This window comes from Pseudomonas sp. WOUb67, from assembly GCF_050058005.1.
GTDB lineage: Bacteria > Pseudomonadota > Gammaproteobacteria > Pseudomonadales > Pseudomonadaceae > Aquipseudomonas > Aquipseudomonas putida_R.
In genome coordinates this window covers 6,008,787-6,023,112 of the sequence record NZ_CP170112.1, presented here as the reverse complement: position 1 = coordinate 6,023,112, position 14,326 = coordinate 6,008,787, and the positions used below count along the sequence as shown (strand labels likewise).

The window sequence follows — 14,326 nt, the reverse complement described above, 5'->3', positions numbered from 1 at the left end:
TTTTTCATGTTCCGCCGACTGGTCCTCGCAAGCCCCTTCACCGGGGGTGTGATGTGGTAGGCTTGGGCGGTTTGCACCAAGGGCCGCACGGCCACCGCGTCTTTTCCGCAGGTGGCGCCCTCCGGTCCCTGTCCGCCTTCAGGAGTTCCCATGCGCGTGACCCAGTTTTTCGCCGCCGCCGTGTTGGCGCTGGCCAGTACCTTTGCCGTTGCTGCGGCAACCGATAGCAATGCCGTAGCCGAGCAGGCCATCCGCAAATCGCTGCAGAACCTCGAGCTGGAAGTGCCCGTCGAAAGCGTGGCCAGCAGCCCGCTGAACGGCCTGTATGAAGTCAAGCTGCAGGGCGGGCGCGTGCTGTACGCCAGCGCCGACGGCCAGTTCGTGATGCAGGGCTACCTGTTCCAGATCCAGGACGGCAAGCCGGTCAACCTCACCGAGAAAACCGAGCGCTTGGGCGTTGCCAAGCTCATCAACGGCATTCCAGCGGCCGAGATGGTGGTTTATCCTGCCAAGGGCGAGACCAAGTCGCACATCACCGTGTTCACCGACACCACCTGCCCGTATTGCCACAAGCTGCACGCCGAAGTGCCCGAGCTGAACCGTCGCGGTATCGAAGTGCGCTATGTCGCCTTCCCGCGCCAGGGGCTGGGCTCGCCGGGTGACCAGCAGCTGCAGGCTGTGTGGTGCTCCAGCGATCGCCGTGGGGCGATGGACAAGATGGTCGAAGGTGAAGAGATCAAGGCCGCCAAGTGCGCCAACCCGGTCGGCAAGCAGTTCCAGCTGGGCCAGTCGATCGGCGTCAACGGTACGCCGGCCATCGTCCTTGAAAGCGGCCAGGTCATTCCGGGCTACCAGCCGGCACCGCAAGTCGCCAAGCTGGCACTTGCCAAGTAATCCAATTCAGTACGCCGTCGTCATGGGGTGACGGCATGTTTCACGGTCGGCGAAAGTGTCGGCCGTTCAATGGGGAGTTCACAGTGAAACCGGTCAAAGTAGGCATCTGTGGGTTGGGGACCGTCGGTGGCGGAACCTTCAATGTACTTCAGCGCAACGCCGAGGAGATTGCCCGCCGTGCCGGGCGCGGTATTGAAGTGGCACAGATCGCCATGCGCTCGCAGAACCCGAACTGCCAGATTACCGGTACCCCCATTACCGCTGACGTGTTCGAAGTTGCGAGCAACCCGGAGATCGACATTGTCATCGAGCTGATCGGTGGCTACACCATCGCCCGCGACCTGGTGCTCAAGGCCATTGAAAACGGCAAGCACGTGGTTACCGCCAACAAGGCGCTGATTGCCGTGCACGGTAACGAAATCTTTGCCAAGGCCCGCGAGAAGGGTGTAATCGTCGCCTTCGAAGCGGCCGTGGCGGGCGGCATCCCGGTGATCAAGGCCATCCGCGAAGGCCTGTCGGCCAACCGCATCAACTGGCTGGCCGGCATCATCAACGGCACCGGCAACTTCATCCTCACCGAAATGCGTGAGAAGGGCCGTGCCTTCCCGGACGTGCTGGCCGAAGCCCAGGCGCTGGGTTACGCCGAAGCCGACCCGACCTTCGACGTCGAGGGCATCGACGCTGCGCACAAACTGACCATCCTGGCGTCGATCGCTTTCGGCATTCCGCTGCAGTTCGACAAGGCCTACACCGAAGGCATCACCCAGCTGACCACTGCTGACGTGAACTATGCCGAGGCCCTGGGCTACCGCATCAAGCATCTGGGCGTGGCGCGTCGCACCGCCGAAGGCATCGAGCTGCGCGTGCACCCGACGCTGATCCCGGCCGACCGCCTGATCGCCAACGTCAACGGCGTGATGAACGCCGTGATGGTCAACGGTGACGCCGCCGGTTCCACCCTGTACTACGGTGCGGGCGCCGGCATGGAGCCTACTGCTTCGTCGGTGGTCGGCGACCTGGTCGATGTGGTCCGTGCCATGACCTCCGACCCGGAAAACCGCGTACCGCACCTGGCCTTCCAGCCAGACTCGCTGTCGGCCCACCCGATCCTGCCGATCGAAGCCTGCGAAAGCGCCTACTACCTGCGCATCCAGGCCAAGGATCACCCGGGCGTACTGGCCCAGGTGGCCAGCATCCTGTCGGAGCGTGGCATCAACATCGAGTCGATCATGCAGAAGGAAGCCGAGGAGCAGGACGGCCTGGTGCCGATGATCCTCCTGACCCACGGTGTGGTCGAACAGAGCATCAACGACGCCATCGTCGCCCTGGAAGCCCTGCAGGACGTGATCGGCAAGGTCGTGCGCATCCGCGTCGAACAGCTCAACTAACAAAATCAGTGCCGTCGGGCCGCCAGTGCGGCCCCGGCCCCAGCCTCGAAGGTTTGCACCCATGCGCTATATCAGTACCCGCGGCCAGGCACCGGCCCTGAATTTCGAAGACGTGCTGCTGGCTGGCCTGGCCAGCGACGGCGGCCTGTACGTGCCAGAAAACCTGCCACGCTTCACCCAGGAAGAAATCGCCTCCTGGGCTGGCCTGCCATACCACGAGCTGGCCTTCCGCGTGATGCGCCCGTTCGTTGAAGGCAGCATCGCCGATGCCGACTTCAAGAAGATCCTCGAAGAAACCTACGGCGAATTCGCCCACGCTGCGGTCGCCCCGCTGCGTCAGCTGAACAGCAACGAGTGGGTGCTGGAGCTGTTCCACGGCCCGACCCTGGCGTTCAAGGACTTCGCCCTGCAGCTGCTCGGCCGCCTGCTCGACCACGTGCTGGCCAAGCGCAACGAGCGCGTGGTGATCATCGGTGCCACCAGCGGTGACACCGGTTCCGCCGCCATCGAAGGCTGCCGCCGTTGCGACAACGTCGACATCTTCATCCTGCACCCGCACCAGCGCGTGTCGGAAGTGCAGCGCCGCCAGATGACCACCATCTTCGGCGACAACATCCACAACATCGCCATCGAAGGCAACTTCGACGACTGCCAGGAAATGGTCAAGGCCAGCTTCGCCGACCAGTCGTTCCTCAAGGGCACCCGCCTGGTGGCAGTCAACTCGATCAACTGGGCGCGCATCATGGCCCAGATCGTCTACTACTTCCACGCAGCCCTGCAGTTGGGCGGCCCGGCACGTTCGGTGGCGTTCTCGGTACCCACCGGCAACTTCGGCGACATCTTCGCCGGCTACCTGGCGCGCAACATGGGCCTGCCGATCAGCCAGCTGGTCGTCGCCACCAACCGCAACGACATCCTGCACCGCTTCATGAGCGGCAACCAGTACGTCAAGGACACCCTGCACGCGACCCTGTCGCCGTCGATGGACATCATGGTCTCGTCCAACTTCGAGCGCCTCCTGTTCGACCTGCACGGCCGCAACGGCGCCTCCATTGCCGAGCTGATGGCCAACTTCAAGCAAGGTGGCGGCTTCAGCGTCGAGCAAGGCCGCTGGACCGAAGCCCGCAAGCTGTTCGACTCGCTGGCCGTCAGCGACGAGCAGACCTGCGAGACCATTGCCGAAGTCTTCGCCGCCACCGGTGAAGTGCTCGACCCGCACACCGCGATCGGCGTCAAGGCTGCCCGCGAGTGCCGCCGTAGCCTGGACACACCGATGGTGGTGCTGGGTACTGCGCACCCGGTCAAGTTCCCGGAAGCGGTTGAGAAGGCGGGTGTAGGCAAGGCGCTGGAGCTGCCGGCGCACCTCAGCGACCTGTTCAGCCGTGAAGAGCGTTGCACGGTGCTGGCCAATGACCTGAAAGCTGTTCAGGGCTTTGTCAGCCAGCACGGTAACCGCGGCAAGCCCCTGTAACAGCCGGGGCCGCGTTGCGGCCCATCGCCGGCAAGCCAGCGCCCACCTCGATCGCGTAGATCCAAGGCCATGTGAAATACATGTGGGAGCTGGCTTGCCGGCGATGGGCTGCAAAGCAGCCCCAAAATCTCGGATTTTTCTTGGGCTGCGCAGGAAAAATCTCATTCTTCCACGCCAAGCGCAAAGCTAACTTAGCCGGTCCTCCCACCAGGAGCGGCATATGCACCAGCCCTACGTGTTGATCCACCAGGCTCGCCCATCCCACCAGATCCTCCTGCACCAGGCCCTCAACGCCCAAGGCATGTTCAACGTGCGCATCAGCGCAAACGCCACCGACCTGGACGCTTGCCTGGCCGCTGAACGTCGCCCCGACCTGCTGATTCTCGACCATGCCATGCCAACCCGGGCCGGCCTTTCCTTGCTCGCGCGGCAGCATCGGTCGCGTGCGTTGCTGTTCGTCGGCCAGGCTACCCCCAAGCACCAGAACCTTGCCCAGGAGGCAAGAAAGCGGGGCCTCTGGGTGCTCGCCGAACTCCCCTGGCCGCTTTCGACGACACGCCTGCAGCATGCCCTGCAAGCGCTGCAGGTGCGCCCGTGGCGGCGTATTCAAACTGTCATGTCTGCCCCGCATGCTCGATGAAACAGCCGCGGCAAGACGAACTTTGCGCTGCGTCTGTTGGTCAGTTCCTTTATATCCCACCACGCAGCGAGTGAACCGGATGGAAAGAATCTGCAAACTGCTCAATGAAGCCCTGACCCCCTATCAGGCCCAGCTTGGCATCGCCGATGCCAGCGGCAATCGCCAGTTGACCGTTCACGACCGCGTTGCCGGCATTACCCTGCGACGCATGGTCAGCGAGCGTCAGTTGCAGGAGCAACGCCTGTTGATCGATCTGGTAGATGGCCTGCACCGTGACTTGCAGATTGCCGAAGGGCGTTTGCAGCCTTGTGTGATCGCGGCGCTGCAGCAGCGTCAGCAACCCCAGGGAACCTTTGCCTGAGTGGTGTATCAGACAGTGTAAGGGTAGCCAGCCAGTGCTTTGCTCCGGTGCTGGCAAGGCTGCCTCGGGAAGTCCCCAAGGACTTTCGCTTGGCCCCGGGCGTCCTCCCCAGCGTCCGGGGTTTCTTTTTTCTGGCCATGCACAAATCCCTGTAGGAGCAGCCTTGTGCTGCGAAAGGGCCAGTGCAGCTTGAGAATGTCGTTTGTCATGCGGGCCTCTTCGCAGCACAAGGCTGCTCCTACAGGGGCTGTGTATGTCGGTTGGCTTATGGGCCTTCAAAGAAGCGCTTGCTGTCTTCCAGATAGTCTTCCTGCAACGCCGGATCCAGCCAGCGTGCATACATCGGCGGCAACACATCGCGGCGCAGCGCCGGCAACAGCTGATCGATATGCGCAATCGCTTCCCGCCCCAACGGGCTGTCCGAACAACCCACATGCAGAAACTGGTAGTGGTTCACCCCTTGCACAGGATGGAACTGGTAATCCGCCAGTGAGCCCCCTTGTTGCTGAATCAGGTAACGCACTTCCGGCCAGTAGCCGAGCACCATGCGCAGGCGCCCCAGCTGTTGCATCTGTAGCAGGTTGGCGGTGGCATCGTTGCCGTAGTGGCGGCTGAGCACGCTGTCGGGCAACTGGCGCAGGATGGCGTCGATCTGGGTGCCGTAGCTGCGTTCAGCCACAATCCCCAGCTTGAGCGAGTCGTTGCTCAGCAGGCCATGCAGGTCTATCTGCTGGCCGTCGAGGTACGGCCCCACCAGCGCCTGGTTTTCCTTGCGCAGCACCAGGCCACCGCTGAGCACGCCCAGCGATGGCATGGAAAAACGCACATACTCGGCGCGTTCCGGGGTCCATAGCAGGGTAGGGTCGCAGGTAAAGCTGTTGCGGTCTTGCAGCATCTGGATGCCGCGGGCGCGGTTGACCCGCACGATGCTGTGGTCGTACTCGGGCATCTGCCCGATCAGCAGCGGCAGCAACTGGTCGATCACCCCTTGGCCTTTTTCCGGGCCTTCAAAAATGGTGAACGGCGGCAAGTCGCGCACCAGCCAGAAGATGCGTTCCTTGGCACTGACAGGCTGTAGCAGCAATGCGGGCAGTAGCCCGCACAGCACGATCAGGTGGCGTAACCAGCGGGCAGCGCGCATGGGCGAGGGCGGCGCCAGGCGTCAGACCGCGCCGGCTTCGCGCAGGCCGGCAATGGCCGCTGCGTCGTAGCCCAGGCGGGTGAGCAGTGCTTCGGTGTGCTCGCCCAGCGCCGGGCCGACCCATTCGGTGGAGCCAGGCGTATCCGACAGCTTCGGCACGATGCCCGGCATGCGGAACGGCTTGCCGTCCGGCAGCTTTGCCTGCAGGAACATTTCCCGGGCCAGGTACTGCGGGTCATTGAACATGTCCTCGGCCGAATAGATACGGCTGGCCGGTACTTCGGCCGTGGTCAGTACCTGCATCAGCTGCTCCAGGGGCAGGCTGTTGGCCCAGCGGTCGATCACCCCGTACAGCTCGTCACGGCGCAGGTCGCGGCCATCGTTGCTGGCCAGGGTCGGGTCGTCTGCCAGGTCGACACGGCCGATGGCCTGCATGAAGCGCCTGAAGATCGCATCGCCGTTGGCGCCGATCTGCACGTGCTTGCCGTCGGCGCTGGTATGGATGGAGGAGGGGGTGATACCCGGCATGATGTTGCCGGTGCGCTCGCGGATAAAGCCGAACACATCGAACTCCGGGACCATGCTTTCCATCATGGCGAAGATCGCCTCGTACAGCGCAACGTCCACCACCTGGCCCTGGCCGCCATTGACTTCGAGGTGGCGCAGCGCCATCAACGCGCCGATCACCCCCCACAGCGCGGCAATCGAGTCACCGATGGAAATGCCCGTGCGCACCGGCGGGCGGTCGTCGAAGCCGGTGATGTAGCGCAAACCGCCCATCGACTCGCCCACAGCGCCAAAGCCCGGCTGGTCTTTCATCGGCCCGGTCTGGCCAAAGCCCGAGAGGCGCACCATCACCAGGCGCGGGTTGAGCGCATGCAGCACATCCCAGCCCAGGCCGAGTTTTTCCAGCACACCCGGACGGAAGTTCTCGATCAGGATGTCGGCGTCGGCCAGCAGGCGCTTGAGAATCTCGAGGCCCTCGGGGTGCTTGAGGTTGAGGGTGAGCGATTGCTTGTTGCGCGCCTGCACGAACCACCACAGCGAAGTGCCCTCGTACAGCTTGCGCCACTTGCGCAACGGGTCGCCGCCATCGGGGGATTCGACCTTGATCACCTCGGCGCCGAATTCGGCACAGATGCGCGACGCGAACGGCCCGGCAATCAGGGTGCCAAGTTCGACAACTTTGAGGCCGGCGAGGGGTTTGCTGGGCGTCGACATGGGGCATCCGTGGCAGCTGGGCAGAGCCGTGGTTTTATCACACGTCGGTTTCGCCGGGTACTGCTGCGGCGCATGGAAGGTGCGGATGGGTTAGACTGTGCCACTTTTCTTTTGCACGAAGCCCGTCGACCATGGCCCAGCCGTCCACCACCTACAAGTTCGAATTGAATCTGACCGACCTTGATCGCAATGTCTACGAAAGCGTCAAGCAGACCATTGCTCGCCACCCTTCGGAAACCGAAGAGCGTATGGCGGTTCGTCTGTTGGCGTATGCGCTCTGGTACAACGAGAACTTGTCGTTTGGCCGCGGTCTGTCGGATGTCGATGAGCCGGCGCTGTGGGAAAAGAGCCTGGACGATCGTGTGTTGCACTGGATCGAAGTGGGCCAGCCAGACGCCGACCGCCTGACCTGGTGCTCGCGCCGTACCGAACGCACCAGCCTGCTGGCCTATGGCAGCCTGCGTGTGTGGGAAGGCAAGGTGGTGGGTGCCGTGAAGAACCTGAAAAACCTGAACATCGCTGCCGTGCCTCAGGAGGTGCTGGAGACGCTGGCTACCGACATGCCGCGCAGCATCAAGTGGGACGTGATGATCAGTGAAGGCACGGTGTTCGTCACGGATGATCGAGGCCAGCACGAAGTGCAACTGCAGTGGCTGCTTGGTGAGCGTGGCTGAAGCGACCCATGCGCATCGAACCTCGCCCCCTGCCGCCGACCCTGCCATTTCTGGGTAACTTGCCACCCTTGCTGACCCGCCTGTACGCCGCGCGCGGCGTGCAGTCCGAGGCCGAACTGGACAAAAGCCTGGCGCGCCTGCTGCCGTACCAGCAGCTCAAGGGCATCGAGGCCGGTATCGACCTGCTGGTCGAGGCGCTGGACCAGCGCCAGCACATTCTTATCGTTGGCGACTTCGATGCCGATGGCGCCACCGCCAGCACGGTCGGGGTGCTGGGCCTGCGCCTGATGGGGGCAGCCCACGTCGATTACCTGGTACCCAACCGCTTCGAATACGGCTATGGCCTGACCCCGGAAATCGTCGAGGTGGCGCTGCAGCGTCAGCCGCAACTGCTGATCACCGTGGACAACGGCATTTCCAGCGTCGAGGGTGTGGCGGCAGCCAAGGCCGCCGGGCTCAAGGTGCTGGTCACCGACCACCACCTGCCGGGCCAGCAATTGCCCGATGCCGACGCCATCATCAACCCCAACCAGCCGGGCTGTACGTTCCCGAGCAAGGCGCTGGCCGGGGTAGGGGTGATCTTCTATGTGCTGATGGCCCTGCGCGCGCGCCTGCGCAGCCTGGGGCGCTACGAGACGCAGCCGCAGCCGAATATCGGTGAACTGCTCGACCTGGTCGCGCTAGGCAGCGTCGCCGACGTGGTGCCGCTGGATGCCAACAACCGCATCCTGGTGCACCAGGGCCTCGAGCGCATCCGCGCCGGTCGCGCCCGGCCAGGCCTGAAGGCGATTCTCGAAGTGGCCCGCCGCGATCACCGGCGCATCACCTCGACTGACCTGGGTTTCATCCTCGGCCCACGGCTGAACGCCGCCGGTCGCCTGGACGACATGAGCCTGGGCATCGAATGCCTGCTGTGCGAAGACGCGGCATTGGCCCAGGACATGGCCCAGCAGCTGGACGACCTGAACCAGGACCGCAAGTCCATCGAGCAGGGCATGCAGCGCGAGGCCCTGGCCCAGCTCAAGGACCTGCCGGTCGAGTCCATGCCCTATGGCCTTTGCCTGTTCGATGCCGACTGGCACCAGGGTGTGATCGGTATTCTGGCTTCGCGTCTTAAAGAGCGTTATCACCGGCCAACCATCGCGTTCGCTGATGCGGGTGAGGGCATGCTCAAAGGTTCGGCGCGCTCGGTACCAGGTTTTCACATTCGCGATGCACTGGATGCCGTGGCGGCGCGTCACCCGCAGCTGATCAGCAAGTTCGGCGGCCATGCCATGGCTGCGGGCTTGTCGTTGCCTGAGGGTAATTTCCCGGCCTTTGCCGAGGCGTTCGACGAAGAAGTCCGGCGCCAGCTGCGCGAGGAAGACCTGACAGGCCGGCTGTTGTCCGATGGCAGCCTGGCCGTGGAGGAATTCCACCTCGACCTGGCCAAGGCCCTGCGCCATGCCGGGCCTTGGGGCCAGCACTTCCCCGAGCCGCTGTTCCACGGCGTGTTCCAGCTGGTGGAGCAGCGCGTGGTGGGCGAGCGGCACCTGAAGGTGGTGCTCAAGAGCGAGTGTGGTTCGGTGCGACTGGATGGCATCGCCTTCGGCGTCGACCGCGAAGTGTGGCCGAACCCGACCGTGCGCTGGGTCGAACTGGCGTACAAGCTGGATGTGAACGAGTTTCGTGGCAATGAAAGTGTGCAGTTGATGATTGCCCACATGGAGCCGCGCTGAGGGGCTCGCGGGGTTCACCTTGATTTTTGTGGTGTGGCGGAAATCGTGCGCCGCCCGCGCGGCGCATCGCGAGCTGCGCTCGCTCCTACGTTTGTTTCGGGCCAATTATTCCTGTGAAAAACGCGCGCGAACGCTTTGGCGCATGGCTCGATATCGTGTCGTACCAACAAGGCGGTCGCGCGCGTTTTTCACAGGCATGACTGGCCCGAAACAAACGTAGGAGCGAGCGCAGCTCGCGATGCGCCGCGCGGGCGGCGCTCGATCTCACAGGCGACATCACTTTCGAGCCAACCACCCAGCATCCCACCCAAAATCCCATGGAACCTCCCCCCCACCCATTCTGGTCTAGTCTGAAGTTATGACCGGACCTGGGCCAGGGACGTGCAATTGAGTGTCCGGGCCGGATCACCATTGGAGTCCTTGGGAGGTGCCCTCATGAGCCTGCTGCTCGAGCCTTACACCCTGCGTCAGTTGACCCTGCCCAACCGCATCGCGGTTTCGCCGATGTGCCAGTATTCTGCCATCGATGGCCTGGCCAACGACTGGCACCTTGTCCATTTAGGCAGCCGCGCTGTGGGGGGCGCCGGCCTGGTAATCACAGAAGCCGTGGCGGTGACCGCCGATGGCCGTATCACCGCCGAAGACCTCGGCCTGTGGGACGACGCCCAGATTGTGCCGCTGCAACGCATCACCCGCTTCATCACCGCCCAAGGGGCCGTGCCGGGCATCCAGCTGGCACACGCCGGGCGCAAGGCCAGCACCTATCGCCCATGGCTGGGCAAGCAAGGCAGCGTCAAACTGGAAGAGGGCGGCTGGCAGCCAGTAGGCCCGTCGAAGATCGCGTTCGATCCGCAACACACACCGCCACATGAGCTGACCCAGGACGAGATCCAGGATGTGATCACAGCCTTCGTCGCCTCGACCGAGCGCGCCTTGAAGGCCGGTTTCAAGGTGGTGGAAATCCATGCTGCCCATGGCTATCTGTTGCACCAGTTCCTGTCACCGTTAAGCAACCAGCGCCGCGACGAGTACGGCAGTTGCTTCGAAAACCGCATCCGCCTGACCTTGCAGGTGGTCGAGGCGGTGCGCAAGGTATGGCCGAACGAATTGCCGCTGTTGGTTCGGGTATCGGCAACCGATTGGGTGGAGGACGGCTGGAACCCGGATGAAACCGTCGAACTGGCCCGCCGCCTGCGAGGGTTGGGTGTGGACCTGATCGACGTGTCCTCTGGCGGCACCTCGGTAAACGCCGAGATCCCCACCGGCCCCGGCTACCAGACCCGCTTCGCCGAACGCGTGCGCAAGGAGTCGGAAATTGCCACCGGCACCGTGGGCATGATTACCGAACCGGCCCAGGCCGAGCACATCCTGCGCACCGGCCAGGCCGACATCATCTTCCTCGCCCGCGAACTGCTGCGCGACCCGTACTGGCCACTGCACGCCGACGACGACCTGGGCGGCAACAAGGCGACCTGGCCTGCGCAGTACCAGCGCGCGACCAGCCGCGCCAACCCGATTCACGAGTCCGACCTGCGCGATTAGGTTCTACCTGTGCCGGCCTCTTCGCGGGCTCGCCCGCTCCCACAGGTACCTCACAGCCTTTGAGGATTGTGATGTACCTGTGGGAGCGGGCGAGCCCGCGAAGAGGCCAGTGGCTAGAGCCTCGGGCTAGTGCTTGATCATCACATGCCGCACGCAGGTGTAGTCCTCCAGCCCATACATCGACATATCCTTCCCATACCCCGAATGCTTCTGCCCGCCATGGGGCATTTCGCTGACCAGCATGAAGTGGGTATTCACCCAGGTGCAGCCATACTGCAAGCGCGCCGCCAGGCGGTGGGCGCGCCCGGTGTCGCGGGTCCACACCGATGAGGCCAGGCCGTAGTTGGAGTCGTTGGCCCATTCCAGCGCCTGTGCTTCGTCTTTGAAGCGGGTGACGGATACCACCGGGCCGAACACTTCGTTGCGCACGATCTCGTCGTCCTGCAGGGCATCGGCCAGCACGGTCGGTTCGAAGAAGAAACCCTCGCCATCAATCGCCTTGCCACCGGTTACCAGGCGAATGTGCGGTTGGGCGATGGCCCGCTGCACAAGGCCTGCGACCTTGTCGCGGTGCTGGGCACTGATCAACGGCCCCAGCTCGGTGTCCTCGGCTTCTTGCAGGCCAGGCTTGAGGCTGGCGACGGCTTCACCCAGGCGCTCGACGAAGCGCTCGTAGACCCCGTCCTGCACGTACAGGCGACAGGCTGCGGTGCAGTCCTGGCCGGCGTTGTAGAAGCCGAAGGTGCGGATGCCGTCGATGGCGGCGTCGATGTCGGCATCGTCGAACACCAGCACCGGGGCTTTGCCGCCCAGCTCCATGTGCATGCGTTTCACGCTGTCGGCGGTGGCGCTGATGATGTGCGCGCCCGTGGGGATCGAGCCGGTCAGCGACACCATGCGCACCTTGGGATGGTTGACCAGCGGGTTGCCGACGGTCTGGCCGCGGCCAAAAAGAATGTTCAGGACGCCCGGTGGCAGCAGGTCCTGGGCCAGCTCGCCCAGGCGCAAGGCGGTCAGCGGGGTCAGTTCGGAGGGTTTGATCACCACTGTATTGCCGGCTGCCAGGGCCGGGGCGATCTTCCAGGCCAGCATCATCAACGGGTAGTTCCACGGTGCAATGGAGGCAACCACACCCAACGGGTCGCGGCGGATCATCGAAGTGTGGCCCGGCAGGTATTCGCCGGCCGCCAAGCCGCCCAGGCAACGCGCCGCACCGGCGAAGTAGCGGAATACGTCGGCAATCGCCGGGATTTCGTCGTTCAGCGCGGCGCTCAGGGGCTTGCCGCAGTTCTGCGACTCCAGCCGGGCCAGCTCATCGCCATGGGCTTCGATGGCATCCGCCAGCGCCAGCAAGGTTTGCGAGCGGTCCTTGGGGCTGGTTTGCGACCAGCTGTCGAAGGCCTGGTCGGCGGCGCGCACGGCGCTGTCCACCTGGGCCTCGGTGGCTTCGTTGATCTGCGCCAGGGCGGTTCCCAGCGCCGGGTTGAGCACGGTCCAGGCTGGGCCTTGGCCGGCGACCAGTTGGCCATTGATCAGCATCTGCGTTTGCATCGGGGACTCCTCCAGGGTCATTTGCCACTGCCCGCGACGCTTTCGCCGCCACGGGTCAGGTAGTAGGCGCCAAGGATTGGCAGCATGGTCATCAGCATCACCAGCATGGCGACCACGTTGGTTACCGGCACGTCGCGCGGGCGGCTGAGCTGGTTGAGCAGCCAGATCGGCAGGGTGCGTTCGTGGCCGGCGGTGAAGGTGGTGACGATGATTTCATCGAACGACAGGGCAAACGCCAGCATGCCACCGGCCAGCAGTGCCGAGCCGAGGTTGGGCAGGATGATGTAGCGGAAGGTCTGCCAGCCATCGGCGCCCAGGTCCATCGACGCTTCGATCAGGCTTTGCGAGGTGCGCCGCAGGCGGGCGATCACGTTGTTGTAGACGATTACCACGCAGAAGGTGGCGTGGCCGACCACGATGGTGAACACCCCGGGCTCTATGCCCAAGGTCTTGAACGCCGAGAGCAGGGCGATGCCGGTGATGATGCCGGGCAGGGCGATGGGCAGGATCAGCATCAGCGAAATGCTCTCTTTGCCGAAGAAGCTGCGCCGATACAGCGCGACCGACGCCAGTGTGCCGAGCACCAGGGCAATCAGCGTGGCCAGGCAAGCCACCTGGAGCGACAGCTTGATCGCCTCCAGCACATCGGGCCGGGCGAAGGCCACGCCGATCCACTTCAGGGTAAAGCCCTTGGGTGGGAAGCTGAATGCCGCGTCTTCGGTGTTGAAGGCGTACAGGAAGATGATCAGGATCGGGAAGTGCAGGAACAGCAGCCCGCCCCAGGCCGCCAGGCGCAGCCCTGTTGACGCTTTTTCAGAGTGCATCGAAGGCCCCCAGGCGCTTGACGATGGACAGGTACACGGCAATCAGCACGATGGGCACCAGGGTGAACGCGGCGGCCATCGGCATGTTGCCGATCGCCCCTTGCTGGGCATAGACCATGCTGCCGATGAAGTAACCGGGCGGGCCGACCAGCTGCGGCACGATGAAGTCGCCCAGGGTAAGCGAGAAGGTGAAGATCGAGCCGGCAGCGATGCCCGGGATCGACAGCGGCAATATCACCTGCACGAAGGTTTGCCCAGGCCGGGCGCCAAGGTCTGCCGAGGCTTGCAGGAGCGAAGGCGGCAGGCGCTCCAGCGAGGCCTGGATCGGCAGGATCATGAACGGCAGCCAGATGTACACGAACACCATGAAGCGCCCCAGGTGGGAAGTCGACAGCGTGCTGCCGCCCACGCCCGGCACGGCCAGCACCGCTTGCAGCAGGCCATCCAGGTGCAACTGCTGGACGAACCACTGGGCTACCCCGCCCTTGGCCAGCAGCAGGGTCCAGGCGTAGGTCTTGACGATGTAGCTGGCCCACATCGGCATCATCACCGCGATGTAGAAAAACGCCTTGGTCTTGCCGCTGGTGAAGCGCGCCATGTAGTAGGCGATGGGGAAGGCCAGTACCGCGCTGGCCAGCGACACGGCCACCGCCATGCCCAGGGTGCGCAGGATGATGTCGAAATTCGACGGGTTGAACAGCGCGGCGAAGTTGCCCAGGGTCAGGTCCGGGGTCACCGCCATGGTGAAGTCGTCGAAGGTGTAGAAACCCTGCCACAGCAGGTTCAGCAACGAGCCCAGGTAGATGGCGCCGAACCAGGTCAGCGGGGGGACCAGCAGCAGTGCCAGGTACAGGTTGGGGCGCCGGTACAGCAGGTTGGACAGGCTGCGCAGTGTGCTCAT

13 protein-coding genes are annotated in these 14,326 nt (G+C 64.0%); 8 read left to right on the top strand and 5 right to left on the bottom strand.

From position 1 onward, the window contains the following. The first annotated feature begins 150 nt into the window (after window positions 1–150). The 5 genes from ABOC32_RS26630 (at window position 151) to ABOC32_RS26610 (ending at window position 4,754) form a co-directional block, all read left to right on the top strand. Window positions 151–894: a thioredoxin fold domain-containing protein gene (locus ABOC32_RS26630; protein WP_426809475.1), complete on the top strand. Its 744-nt coding sequence runs from the start codon at window positions 151–153 to the stop codon at window positions 892–894. A gap of 83 nt (window positions 895–977) precedes the next feature. Continuing rightward, entirely contained in the window at window positions 978–2,282 is a 1,305-nt protein-coding gene (locus ABOC32_RS26625; RefSeq protein WP_016501225.1) for a homoserine dehydrogenase, read from the top strand. A 61-nt stretch (window positions 2,283–2,343) separates the two neighbouring features. Continuing rightward, the gene (thrC, locus tag ABOC32_RS26620; protein WP_426809474.1) at window positions 2,344–3,753 is read left to right on the top strand and encodes a threonine synthase; all 1,410 of its coding nucleotides are present in this window, start codon (window positions 2,344–2,346) and stop codon (window positions 3,751–3,753) included. A gap of 220 nt (window positions 3,754–3,973) precedes the next feature. Continuing rightward, entirely contained in the window at window positions 3,974–4,393 is a 420-nt protein-coding gene (locus ABOC32_RS26615; RefSeq protein WP_426809473.1) for a histidine kinase, read from the top strand. Between the two features lie 79 nt (window positions 4,394–4,472). Then, window positions 4,473–4,754, top strand: coding sequence for a DUF3509 domain-containing protein (locus tag ABOC32_RS26610; protein WP_016501222.1), 282 nt, complete (start codon window positions 4,473–4,475; stop codon window positions 4,752–4,754). 265 nt (window positions 4,755–5,019) lie between these two features. Here ABOC32_RS26610 and ABOC32_RS26605 read toward each other — a convergent pair whose 3' ends face one another. Beyond that, entirely contained in the window at window positions 5,020–5,895 is an 876-nt protein-coding gene (locus ABOC32_RS26605; protein ID WP_426809472.1) for a TIGR02285 family protein, read from the bottom strand. Window positions 5,896–5,916: 21 nt separating this feature from the next. Then, window positions 5,917–7,116, bottom strand: coding sequence for a CaiB/BaiF CoA transferase family protein (locus ABOC32_RS26600; RefSeq protein ID WP_426809471.1), 1,200 nt, complete (start codon window positions 7,114–7,116; stop codon window positions 5,917–5,919). 131 nt (window positions 7,117–7,247) lie between these two features. On the opposite strand from ABOC32_RS26600, the gene ABOC32_RS26595 reads away from it, so the two are divergent. From ABOC32_RS26595 to ABOC32_RS26585, 3 genes are all read left to right on the top strand, one after another. Beyond that, window positions 7,248–7,790 carry a YaeQ family protein gene (locus ABOC32_RS26595; protein ID WP_016485154.1) on the top strand — a complete coding sequence of 181 codons (543 nt, stop codon included), beginning with the start codon at window positions 7,248–7,250 and terminating at the stop codon, window positions 7,788–7,790. A gap of 8 nt (window positions 7,791–7,798) precedes the next feature. After that, window positions 7,799–9,508, top strand: a complete 1,710-nt coding sequence (gene recJ / locus ABOC32_RS26590; RefSeq protein ID WP_426809470.1) for a single-stranded-DNA-specific exonuclease RecJ — start codon at window positions 7,799–7,801, stop codon at window positions 9,506–9,508. A 435-nt stretch (window positions 9,509–9,943) separates the two neighbouring features. Then, on the top strand, window positions 9,944–11,050 hold the full coding sequence (locus ABOC32_RS26585) for an NADH:flavin oxidoreductase/NADH oxidase (RefSeq protein ID WP_426809469.1): 1,107 nt from the start codon (window positions 9,944–9,946) through the stop codon (window positions 11,048–11,050). Window positions 11,051–11,176: 126 nt separating this feature from the next. On the opposite strand, the gene ABOC32_RS26580 is transcribed toward ABOC32_RS26585, so the two are convergent. From ABOC32_RS26580 to ABOC32_RS26570, 3 genes are read right to left on the bottom strand one after another with little or no spacing between them, the layout of a single operon-like run. Next, on the bottom strand, window positions 11,177–12,601 hold the full coding sequence (locus tag ABOC32_RS26580; RefSeq protein WP_426809468.1) for a gamma-aminobutyraldehyde dehydrogenase: 1,425 nt from the start codon (window positions 12,599–12,601) through the stop codon (window positions 11,177–11,179). 17 nt (window positions 12,602–12,618) lie between these two features. Next, window positions 12,619–13,425 (bottom strand): ABC transporter permease, encoded by an 807-nt coding sequence (locus tag ABOC32_RS26575; RefSeq protein WP_426809467.1) that lies wholly within the window; start codon window positions 13,423–13,425, stop codon window positions 12,619–12,621. Further along, window positions 13,415–14,326, bottom strand: a complete 912-nt coding sequence (locus ABOC32_RS26570) for an ABC transporter permease (protein WP_086978830.1) — start codon at window positions 14,324–14,326, stop codon at window positions 13,415–13,417. The genes ABOC32_RS26575 and ABOC32_RS26570 overlap by 11 nt, the downstream gene beginning before the upstream one ends.

Coding starts and splice junctions, on each gene's coding strand:
- ABOC32_RS26580 (WP_426809468.1), bottom strand. CDS start 12,601: ATGCAAACGCAGATGCTGATCAATGGCCAACTGGTCGCCGGCCAAGGC.
- ABOC32_RS26570 (WP_086978830.1), bottom strand. CDS start 14,326: ATGAGCACACTGCGCAGCCTGTCCAACCTGCTGTACCGGCGCCCCAAC.
- ABOC32_RS26630 (WP_426809475.1), top strand. CDS start 151: ATGCGCGTGACCCAGTTTTTCGCCGCCGCCGTGTTGGCGCTGGCCAGT.
- ABOC32_RS26575 (WP_426809467.1), bottom strand. CDS start 13,425: ATGCACTCTGAAAAAGCGTCAACAGGGCTGCGCCTGGCGGCCTGGGGC.
- ABOC32_RS26600 (WP_426809471.1), bottom strand. CDS start 7,116: ATGTCGACGCCCAGCAAACCCCTCGCCGGCCTCAAAGTTGTCGAACTT.
- ABOC32_RS26610 (WP_016501222.1), top strand. CDS start 4,473: ATGGAAAGAATCTGCAAACTGCTCAATGAAGCCCTGACCCCCTATCAG.
- ABOC32_RS26585 (WP_426809469.1), top strand. CDS start 9,944: ATGAGCCTGCTGCTCGAGCCTTACACCCTGCGTCAGTTGACCCTGCCC.
- ABOC32_RS26595 (WP_016485154.1), top strand. CDS start 7,248: ATGGCCCAGCCGTCCACCACCTACAAGTTCGAATTGAATCTGACCGAC.
- thrC (WP_426809474.1), top strand. CDS start 2,344: ATGCGCTATATCAGTACCCGCGGCCAGGCACCGGCCCTGAATTTCGAA.
- recJ (WP_426809470.1), top strand. CDS start 7,799: ATGCGCATCGAACCTCGCCCCCTGCCGCCGACCCTGCCATTTCTGGGT.
- ABOC32_RS26605 (WP_426809472.1), bottom strand. CDS start 5,895: ATGCGCGCTGCCCGCTGGTTACGCCACCTGATCGTGCTGTGCGGGCTA.
- ABOC32_RS26615 (WP_426809473.1), top strand. CDS start 3,974: ATGCACCAGCCCTACGTGTTGATCCACCAGGCTCGCCCATCCCACCAG.